Annotated in this window: 8 protein-coding genes; 4 read left to right on the forward strand and 4 right to left on the reverse strand. The window is 61.1% G+C overall.

The window, feature by feature from the left end; genetic code table 11:
• Positions 1-24 precede the first annotated feature (24 nt).
• Positions 25-882: a tetratricopeptide repeat protein gene (locus HQL98_06730; protein MBF0271737.1), complete on the forward strand. Its 858-nt coding sequence runs from the start codon at positions 25-27 to the stop codon at positions 880-882.
• Between the two features lie 228 nt (positions 883-1,110).
• On the opposite strand, the gene HQL98_06735 is transcribed toward HQL98_06730, so the two are convergent.
• Both HQL98_06735 and HQL98_06740 read right to left on the reverse strand, forming a co-directional pair.
• Positions 1,111-1,575, reverse strand: a complete 465-nt coding sequence (locus HQL98_06735; protein MBF0271738.1) for an IS3 family transposase — start codon at positions 1,573-1,575, stop codon at positions 1,111-1,113.
• 22 nt (positions 1,576-1,597) lie between these two features.
• Positions 1,598-2,512: an ATP-binding cassette domain-containing protein gene (locus tag HQL98_06740; protein ID MBF0271739.1), complete on the reverse strand. Its 915-nt coding sequence runs from the start codon at positions 2,510-2,512 to the stop codon at positions 1,598-1,600.
• Positions 2,513-2,634: 122 nt separating this feature from the next.
• Here HQL98_06740 and HQL98_06745 point away from each other — a divergent pair, with 122 nt between their 5' ends.
• The 3 genes from HQL98_06745 to HQL98_06755 all read left to right on the forward strand — a co-directional run bounded on the left by HQL98_06745 (position 2,635) and on the right by HQL98_06755 (position 5,849).
• A complete protein-coding gene (locus tag HQL98_06745) occupies positions 2,635-4,185 on the forward strand; it encodes an NAD(P)H-hydrate dehydratase (GenBank protein MBF0271740.1) in 1,551 nt (516 codons plus the stop codon).
• Complete coding sequence (locus HQL98_06750) at positions 4,182-5,339, forward strand: aldo/keto reductase (GenBank protein ID MBF0271741.1); 1,158 nt, start codon at positions 4,182-4,184, stop codon at positions 5,337-5,339. Before HQL98_06745 ends, HQL98_06750 begins: the two co-directional genes overlap by 4 nt.
• Positions 5,340-5,420: 81 nt before the next feature.
• Positions 5,421-5,849: a hemerythrin domain-containing protein gene (locus HQL98_06755; protein ID MBF0271742.1), complete on the forward strand. Its 429-nt coding sequence runs from the start codon at positions 5,421-5,423 to the stop codon at positions 5,847-5,849.
• 161 nt (positions 5,850-6,010) lie between these two features.
• Here the strand turns inward: HQL98_06755 and HQL98_06760 are convergent, their stop codons facing one another.
• Entirely contained in the window at positions 6,011-7,735 is a 1,725-nt protein-coding gene (locus HQL98_06760) for an SUMF1/EgtB/PvdO family nonheme iron enzyme (GenBank protein MBF0271743.1), read from the reverse strand.
• A 92-nt stretch (positions 7,736-7,827) separates the two neighbouring features.
• Positions 7,828-8,415 carry a hypothetical protein gene (locus HQL98_06765; protein ID MBF0271744.1) on the reverse strand — a complete coding sequence of 196 codons (588 nt, stop codon included), beginning with the start codon at positions 8,413-8,415 and terminating at the stop codon, positions 7,828-7,830.
• Between the last annotated feature and the right edge of the window lie 1,410 nt (positions 8,416-9,825).

The following is a 9,825-nucleotide window of genomic DNA, read 5'->3' on the forward strand; positions in this document are numbered from 1 at the left end:
ATTTTGACGAGGATTTTAAAGCGTATGTCTGACATGTCATGGATGGGAAACGTGGATGCCTCCACGTTCGAGCAAGAGGTGCTGGAACGCTCCCGGAGTGTGCCGGTGCTGGTGGATTTCTGGGCCACCTGGTGCGGTCCCTGCCGCACCTTGGGACCGATCCTGGAAAAACTGGCCGCAGAGATGAACGGACGGTTCTTCCTGGCCAAGATCGACTCGGATCGGGATCCGGAGTTGGCCCGTCGGTATGGGGTGCGGGGGATTCCGTCGGTCAAGCTGTTCGTGGACGGCGCGCTGGTGGACGAGTTCACCGGGGCGTTGCCCGAATCCCAGGTGCGGCGTTTTTTGGATCAGGCGCTGCCCGGCGAGGCGGACAAAGGGGTGGGGGCGGCCCGTCAGAATGAGGAGCGGGAGGATTGGGATCAGGCGCTGGAAGGCTATCAACAGGCGTTGCAGCTCGATCCCGGCCATGGGGGCGCCCTGCTGGGTCTGACCCGGGTTTGGCTGGCTTTGGGGCGCAACGAGGAGGCGGCTGCGGCCTTGGCCCGGCTCAAGCCCCGGGATCGGGAGAGTGTGGAGGCCAAAACCCTGGCGGCCCGCCTCGCCTTCACCGCCGGAGAGGCGGATCTGGAGACTCTGATGGCCGCAGTGGCGGCCCAGCCGGATCAACTGGAGGGGGTGATGAAACTGGGTGAGGCCCTGGTGGCCCGGGAGCGTTACGCCGAGGGCATGGACCGTTTTTTGGAGGTGGTGCGGCGGGATCGGAGTTTTGGAGAGGACGCGGGCCGCAAGGCGATGATCCGGGTGTTCGACCTGTTGGGACCGGGGCATCCCCTGATTCCGGTCTACCGCCAGCGGCTTTCCGCCTTGCTGTTTGCCTGACTGGACTTTGAGAGGGCGTCCCTTTTGGGTCGGACCCATGCCGGACGTGAGGTGGCTCCCAAATCAAGGACAGAAACCGGATCGAAATAAGCGACACCTCGTCCATGGATGAAGGCCGTTCCGGTTTGGCCTTTGATTTTTGAAAATCGTAAGAATGTTTTCAATCATCCTTCGGTTACCTGATGAGGAGAAGGGGGGCAAGCCTGTGGGAAACGGTTGTATCGTTTTTCACAGGCCTAGCCGGAGCGTCCCCCCTTCTCCGGGCTGATTGTGGCCTGAGCCTTCAGGCTGCCACCCTTTCGCCGATGCTGCTGCATCTTCAAGTGCCTCCACGCAAAAATTCGCATCCAGAGTATTGGAGAGCCGCCAAGCCAAAATTTCTCGGCTGTACCAGTCCATGATGACCACCAAATAAAGAAATCCCTGCGGCATCGGAATGTCGGTGATGTCCGACGCCCAAACTTGATTGGGACGATCAATCGGCAAACCACGCAACAGATACGGATAAATCCGGTGTTCCGGGTGGCGTTTGCTGGTATTTGGTTTTCGATAAATCGCCTGCAGCCCCAGCTTGCGCATCAGACGCTGAACTCGCTTCCGCCCGACTGTGTACCTTTCCTGCCGCAGCCACGCCCGCATCTTCCGCGTCCCGTAATAGGGCATTTCCGGGAATTGCTGGTCGATCCGCTTCAATTGCCCTGAGGTGATTCCCGGATCAATCCCGCAGCTCCCGCCCGGTCAGCTTGAGGAAAAGATCTTCCAGTCCCGCCGGTCGGGACAGACAGACCAGATCCCGGCGTCCCCGCAGATGCAGCATCACTTCCGAGGCGTCCTGGGAGTGGCAGTAGAGCGTATCCCCGGACTGCTCCAGTCGGCCGGGAAGATGGGCAAAAGCTTCCCGGTCCAGGGGCGGCATCAGGGGACGGATTTCCACCACTTCGGGTTCCAGGTGTTCCTGGATCAGGGCGTGGGGCCGGCCCATGGCCAGGATGCGGCCCGAGTCGATGATCATCACCCGGTCGCACAGTCGGGCTGCCTCTTCCATGTAGTGGGTGGTGAGAAACAGGGTGGTTCCTTTGGCCTTCAGGGCGGCGAGGCGTTGCCAGATCAGGTGTCTGGCCTGGGGATCCAGGCCGGTGGTGGGTTCGTCCAAAATGAGCAGCTCCGGCGTCGCCACCAGGGCGCGGGCGATCACCAGACGGCGTTTCATCCCCCCGGATAGAATTCTGACCGGATGATTGCGCCGCTCCACAAGCTGGGCGAACTCCAGCAGTTCCTCCACCCGGGTGCGGATCAGGGCGTTCGACAGACCGAAGTAACGCCCATAGATCACGATGTTTTCGGCAACGCTCAGGTCGTCGTCCAGATTGTCTTCCTGGGAGACCACCCCCAGACGACGATGCACCTCGGGCGCGGCGGGATCGGTGAACCGGTCGAACAGCCGCAACTGTCCCGCCTCCCTGGGGGTCAGGCCGGTGAGCATGCGCAAGGTGGTGGTTTTGCCCGCCCCGTTGGGTCCGAGCATACCGAAGCACTCTCCGGAGCGCACCTCGAAGTCGATTCCATCCACCACCACCCGGTCGTGGTAGCGTTTTGTCACGCCGGTGGCCAAAATCAGTGGAGGCGACATATCGCGGTTTCATCCTTTTGTGTTTTGTGAAAAAATGGACCCTGTTTTTTTGGTTTTCCGGTCCGGCGACCCTTTCAAAGAGGGAATCATAGGCCATGATGAACGGTTTGGGGAGGTCGGGCATGCATCGATTGTTGACCGGGGCGCAAATGCGGACGGCGGACCAGCGTACCATCGGGGCGTTGGGACTACCCGGGGTGGTGCTGATGGAAAACGCCGGTGCGGCGGTCACTGGGGTGTTGATGGATCGGGTGCCGGAGTGGCGCTCCCGTTTCGTGCTGGTGCTGGCCGGCTGTGGCAACAATGGCGGAGACGGTTTCGTGGTGGCCCGCAGGGTGTTGCAGGCCGGGGGTCGGGTGGGGGTGGTACTCCTGGGACACGGCGAGGCGTTGCGGGGGGATGCCCAGATCCATTATCGGGTTTTCTTGAACTCCGGTGGCCTGGTGCGGGAGTTGACCACCCTGGAGGCGCTGCCCGGAGCGCTGGATGGTTGGCTCTCCCACTGCGGGGTGGTGGTGGACGCCATGTTCGGCACCGGTCTGGCCCGTCCGGTGGCCGGGGTGGCCGCCGGGGTGATCCAGCGGGTGGCGGCGAGCGGCAAAGCGGTGTTGGCGGTGGATCTGCCTTCCGGGGTGTGCGGGGATACGGGGCGGATTCTCGGCTGCGCCTTGCCCGCCCGCTGGACCGTGACCTTCGCGGCGGAAAAGCTTGGTCACCGGTTGTATCCCGGTGCCGGGTTGTGCGGCGAGCGGATCGTGGCGCCCATCGGCATTCCGGATGATTTTCTGGCTATTCCCGAACACCGGGTGGCCCTCAATGGGCCGTATGATCTGGAGATTCCCCGGCGTTCCCCGGAGGCCCACAAGGGGGATTGTGGCCGGTTGCTGATCGTGGCCGGGGGAGTGGGCATGGAAGGGGCCGCCATCCTGGTGGCCCAGGGGGCCGCCCGGGTGGGAGCGGGATTGATCACCGTGGCCACTCCGGCCAAGGTTCAGCCGGTGGTGACCGCCGGACTGGTGGAGGCCATGACCGTGCCGTTGCCGGATGGGGATTCCGTGACCGGGGCGTTGGAAGTCCTTTTTTCCAGCCGGGTTGCTCCGGATCTGGTGGCCATGGGGCCGGGATTGGGGGATACGCCCTGGACCGCCGGCGTGGTGGCCGGCGTGCTGGAGTGGCGGGATCTGCCGGTGGTGCTGGACGCCGACGCCTTGAACGGCTTGGCCGGGCAGGGGGAACGCATCGCCCGGTGGGCCGGGTCCCGCTCCTCTCCATTGATCCTGACCCCGCATCCGGGGGAGATGGCCCGTTTGCTGGGGGTGAGCGTGGCCGAGGTCCAGGGGGATCGGTTGGGAGTGGCGCGGCGGGCGGCCCGGGAGTGGGGTGTGTGGCTGGTTTTGAAGGGGGCGGATACGGTGATCGGGGCTCCGGACGGGCGGGCCTGGATCAACGCCACCGGCAATCCGGGTCTGGCTGCCGGCGGCAGCGGGGATCTGCTCACGGGCCTGATCGCCGGGTTGTTCGCCCAGGGTTGGCCGGTGGAAAGCGCGGTGCGGGCCGGGGTGTGGCTGCACGGGGCCGCCGCCGATGCCAGCGCGGCTGAGTGCGGCATGGCGGGTCTGGTGGCCAGCGATTTGTTGCCCCAGGTGCGGCGTTTGCGGGATGGTTTGGGGTGAGTCCGATGGAAAAGCGCCGTTTCGGCAAGAGCGGGTTGCAGGTTTCGGTATTGACGCTGGGGGCCATGCGCCTGCTGCACGGTTGGGACGCCCCCCATGACCATCTGCCGGAAGACAGCCTGCAATCCACCCATGACATCGTTTCCGCCGCTTTGGCCGGGGGGATCAACCTGATCGAAACCGCCCGGGGTTATGGCAAGAGCGAGCGGCTGCTGGGTCGGGTGTTGTCTGGCCTCGGTCGGCCCCGGGACGACTACCTGATCATGACCAAGGCCCCTCCCGCCCCCACGGCACGGGAGATGCGTCTGTGGATCGACGACTCCTTGACCCGGTTGGGGGTCTCCCGATTGGATCTGTTCGCGTTGCATGGTTTGAATCAGGAGAGTCATTTTCAGGCGTTGCGGGGCAAGGGGAGTGTTTTGTCCGCGTTGCGTCAGGCCCAGGACGAAGGGGTGATCGGTCAGGTGGGTTTTTCCGGTCACGCGGCCTTACCGTTGTTGTTGAAGATCATCGCGACGGGTTGGTTCGATTTTGTCAATGTGCATTATTATCGTTTCCGGGCGGCCAATCATCCGGCTGTGGCCCTGGCCAACGCCCTGGACATGGGGGTGTTGATCATTTCGCCCAACGACAAGGGGGGGCGTCTGTATGAGCCTTCCGAGCGGTTGCGGCATTTGACCGCCCCTTATGCCCCGGCCCAGTTCAACGAGCGTTGGCTGTTGGCCCAGACCGGCGTGCATACGTTGAGCATCGGTTTGAGCGAGCCGGGACATCTGGCGTTGCATCTGGAGGGGTTGCGTCCCACCCCCATTTGGGGACAGGTGGAGCAGGAAATCGCCTGGCGTCTGGATGCGGTGGAGTCCCAATCGGTGTTGCGTGCATGTGGACGGGACTGTTTCGCCTGTCTGCCTTGTCCCCAGGCCATCGAGATCCCGGAAATTTTGCGCATGGACCATCTGGTGCGTTGTTTCGATATGGATCTGTTCGCCCGCTATCGTTATGGCATGATGCGGCCTGGGGATCATTGGGTGCCGGGAGCCCGTCTGGAGGCGTGCGACCGGTGCGGGGAGTGTCTGCCCCGGTGTCCCAGGGCGTTGCCGATTCCGGCGTTGTTGTCCGAGGCGCGCACCCGTATGGAGCCGCCCAATCCTTGAAGAAAAAGCGGGGGTCTGGGGGATTCCTCCCCCAGGATTTTGATTTTTGTTTGGCTTTTACCCACCATCAGGAGAACCCCAATGCCCGTGATGATTCTTTCCCACAAGAAGCTCTCCTATAAATGGCTCCGGTTTGCCGTCACCGGAATCGAGGCGTTGGATCAGCAGCATCAGGGATTGTTGGATCGCATGAACGCGCTGAAAGAAATTCTCACCCATGGCGCGGACCCCGGAGAGACCCAGGCACGTTTGCTGGAGTTGCGAACCTTGTTTGAGCAACATTTCGCCGACGAGGATCAACGGATGATGGCGTGGGGATTTCCCGGTTTTGCGGCCCATTTCAAGGCGCATCAGGCTTTTTTGGAGGGGCCGTTGCTCCAGACCATCACGGATGTGCAGGGACAAGAGGGGTATGATCTGGGGGCGTTGATCGATTGGGAGGCGGGTCACATCAGCCGGTTCGACCGCCCGATGGCGGAGTATCTGCTGGCCAATCCCGAAACCGATTGAAAATTATTGAAAAAAAAGAGAGGGTCTGGGAGATTCATCTCCCAGGGTTTTGATTTTCTGACTTTAAAAAACAAAATTTTAATTTTTTTAATAATATTATTATTTTTAAAGTCAAAACCCTGGAGGATGAATCCTCCAGACCGCCTCTTTTTTTTCAATAGTCAAATTTTTCTGTTTTCCCAGGGATAGGCCAGGGCGGAGAGGCGGAATCCGATATCTCCATCCGACCGGCCCGGATGATACCGATCCCTGGCCCCGGACCGCACCCGCCAATCCGGCGATAGCCACGATCCACCCCGCAACACCCGTTCGCCCGCTTTTTCTTCGTCGCAATACGGATTGTCCTGTGGCGAGCGGGCGTAGAAATCCGCCGCGAACCAGTCTCTCACCCATTCGTGCGCATTGCCATGCAGATCATATACCCCCCAGGCGTTGGGAGGATAACGATCCACCGCTGTGGTGCCCCCCTGTTGACCCGCGAAATTGGCCTCTTGGGAGGTGATCACCTCTCCGCCGTGAAAACGGGTCTCTCCCCCGGCCCGACAGGCCCGCTCCCATTCGGCTTCGGTGGGCAAACGCACCAGTCGGTGACAACGCCAGGAGAGCCATTCGGCAAACTCCAGCGCATCGTCGTGGGAGACATTCACCACCGGATGCTCATCCGTCTGCTCAAACCCCGGACTCTCCCAGTTGCTGCCCTCCCGCCGCTCGCACCGGCCCGACTCCGATACATATGGATTGGCCCATCCCTCCCGGTCCGCCGTGGTCTGATAGCCGGAATCCCGCACGAAAAATCGAAACTGTCCCCGGGTCACCGGAAAACGCGCCATCCAGAAACCATCCACCGTCACCGGGTGCCGTGGGGTGCAACGCTTTTCGGACGCTTGCGTCACCCGGTCCCCATGATCCGCATCCGCCGCGTGCAAACCCATGGCAAACCCACCCGGCGGAATCCAGACGAACTCCATGGAAAATCCCCGATAGCGGGCGATCCATATCCGTGGATGCGCTTCCGGGGTCCGGTCGATCCCCAGGGCAAGCAATCCGTCCAGCCGACACCGCATCTGCGCCAGTGCCTTTGCCAAGGGCCAACGCTTGACGTGATTCTTGGCCAACAGGCCCGCCAGCAGTTCCCGCAACGCCTCGGGACACCCTTCGGGAATCCATACCGGCTCTGGTGCCCGTTGCCCCCGGGCCACAATGATTGAAATGCCATTGTAGGCCGGCTGTCCAAACAACATGAAATATAATGTCATGCCCAGGGAATAGACATCCGACACCAGATAACGCCGTTTTTTCCAGACCTCCGGCGCGGTATACCGGGAGGTACCGGAAAAACGCGGGGCATGATGTCCCTTCCAGGACTCTGCCAATCCCCAATCCGCCAGAAACCAGTGAATGACTCCGGCCTCATCCTGGTGCCCCAGGATGTTGTCCGGTTTGATGTCCCGATGGACCAGCGGGGGTTGCAGGGCATGGGCAAAGGTGAGGGCCTCGGCCACCCGCGTCAGAATGGTCAACGCCTCGCGTTCGTCCAGAGCCCCCTTGGCGCGCACGTAGTGCTTCAGATCGCCACTGTCCAGAAACGGCGTCACCAGACAGGCGCAGCCATCCGGTTCGATCCAGTACTCCCGCATGGGCAGCACAAAAGGCGCGTCACGCAAGCGTTGCAGGTTTTCCGACTCCCAACGCAATACCCGCCTGCCCACCGCATCGGAGGCCCGTTTGACGGCAAAAAATCCTGTTTCCCCGACACATCGGGCTCGAAACACCTCGGCAAAGGCTCCCGCGCCGATTTTTTCTTCTAGCAGATAACGACCATTGCCCACCGTGGAGGATCCGGTGGGCGTGGCCGCGCCTTTTTTTGTGGTCAACACCAGGGCCATGACATCCGTACCTTAAAACCATGAAACCGCCCCATCAAGAGGCGGTTTCAGGTATTCATTCATCACCGGCTTTCATGCAGGAGGGGTGAGTCTCACCACTCGATCCGCTCCATGTTGTGAAATTCCAGCACCGATCCATCGTGCAAGGTGATGGTCCCGGAGGCGTCCCCATCCGAGAAGTCAATGCTGCCATCGTTGTTCACGGTATATTCGGCATCGGTCTGCAAGGTCCAATCTCCGGTATGCTCCAGGGAGGTTGAAGGTCCGCCTCCCACATCCTCCAGATTGACCGTATCCAGCCAACTGCCACCCTGACCGCCATCCGCCGTATCATGACCGCCACCGGAGCCGAACAGGAACAGATCATCTCCCTGACCGCCATCCATGGTGTCGTTTCCGACCCCGCCGTCCAGCACGTCGTTGCCAGTGCCGCCGCTCAACGTGTCATTGCCCGCGTCCCCATGCAGAATGTCGTTGCCGGTGCCGCCCGTCAGGTGATCGTTGCCGACACCACCGCTCAACGAGTCGTTGCCGGTGCCGCCATCCAACGAGTCGTTGCCTTTGCCACCATCCATTTGATCGTTTTTGGCCGATCCGCTCAACTCGTCGTCCTTGTTGCTGCCGGAGGTGGTCTTGTCGTAACTTCTCGACTCTTCATGATAGTCGTGAGTGCCCTTGATGTCGCTGTAATCGTGAGAGGTGTGGTCATTCTGGTCATGACCGCCGGCAACCCCTTTGGAGGCTCCCGGGTTGCTCTCATCGAAACCATCGGCATCATTGCCATGGCCGTTGTCGTCGTGAACCTTGGCCCCCGTTGTGGTGTGGGCGTCGGACGACTTGGAAGCGCCACCTTTGGAAGCGCCGGTTGTGGTATGGGCGTCGGACGACTTGGAAGCGCCACCCTTGGAAGCGCCGGTTGTGGTATGGGCGTCGGACGACTTGGAAGCGCCACCTTTGGAAGCGCCGGTTGTGGTATGGGTGTCGGACGACTTGGAAGCGCCACCTTTGGAAGCGCCGGTTGTGGTATGGGCGTCGGACGACTTGGAAGCGCCACCTTTGGAAGCGCCACCTTTGGAGGCGCCAGGATTGCTTGGATCGACTTTGCCAGGATCGTTTCCATGACCATTATCATCGTGAGTCTTGTCTGACTGCCCCCCCTTGGATCCGGAACTCTTGGAAGAGCCTCCCTTGGAAGATCCGGCTTTTGAAGAAGCGCCCTTGGAAGAGCCTCCCTTGGAAGATCCGGCTTTTGAAGAAGCGCCCTTGGAAGATCCTCCCTTGGAAGATCCTCCCTTGGAAGATCCGCCCTTGGAGGATCCGGCTTTGGAGGCGCCAGGATTGCTTGGATCGACTTTGCCAGGATCGTTTCCATGGCCATTGTCATCGTGAGTCTTGTTGTCTGACTGCCCCCCCTTGGATCCGGAACTCTTGGAAGCTCCATCCGTTGAAGCGGCATGCATCTTGGGTTCCGGCACATCCACCGTGATGGATCCCTTGGCCGTATGCAAATGGCCATCGTCCTGGGTGGTGACCTGAATACCCAGTTTGAAGTCAGCCGTCGTTCCCGCAGGCGGCGTGATAGTCAAATTGGGGATCGTCCAGGCAATCGCATGTCCTCCCTCGTTATGGGCGGTCGCCGCCAGATCTGCGCGTGGAATCACCCAGGTTCCGGGCTGGTCGCCAGCGTGTCCAACACTCAATGTCGCACCGTCCGGCACGTTCGTGAGTTGGATATCGCCTGCAAGCGATTCGGAGCCATCCTTGTCATGCAGGGCAAAACCGATTTCCAGAACCACTTCGCCGGAATCGGCACTGGTGTCTCCAGCTTTGGAAGCCCCGCCCTTGGAAGCGCCACCTTTAGAGCTTCCGTTGCCTCCAGCTTTGGAAGCCCCGCCCTTGGAAGCGCCACCTTTAGAGCTTCCGTTGCCATGAGCCGTATCTGTCTTCGATCCGCCGCCCTTGGAAGATCCGCCCTTGGAAGCGCCACCTTTAGAGCTTCCGTTGCCATGAGCCGTATCTGTCTTCGATCCGCCGCCCTTGGAAGAACCACCCTTGGAAGAACCACCCTTGGAAGAACCACCCTTGGAAGA

Source organism: Magnetococcales bacterium, assembly GCA_015231755.1.
Taxonomy (GTDB): Bacteria; Pseudomonadota; Magnetococcia; order Magnetococcales; family Magnetaquicoccaceae; genus Magnetaquiglobus.

Coding starts and splice junctions, on each gene's coding strand:
- HQL98_06730 (MBF0271737.1), top strand. CDS start 25: ATGTCTGACATGTCATGGATGGGAAACGTGGATGCCTCCACGTTCGAG.
- HQL98_06740 (MBF0271739.1), bottom strand. CDS start 2,512: ATGTCGCCTCCACTGATTTTGGCCACCGGCGTGACAAAACGCTACCAC.
- HQL98_06745 (MBF0271740.1), top strand. CDS start 2,635: ATGCATCGATTGTTGACCGGGGCGCAAATGCGGACGGCGGACCAGCGT.
- HQL98_06755 (MBF0271742.1), top strand. CDS start 5,421: ATGCCCGTGATGATTCTTTCCCACAAGAAGCTCTCCTATAAATGGCTC.
- HQL98_06760 (MBF0271743.1), bottom strand. CDS start 7,735: ATGGCCCTGGTGTTGACCACAAAAAAAGGCGCGGCCACGCCCACCGGA.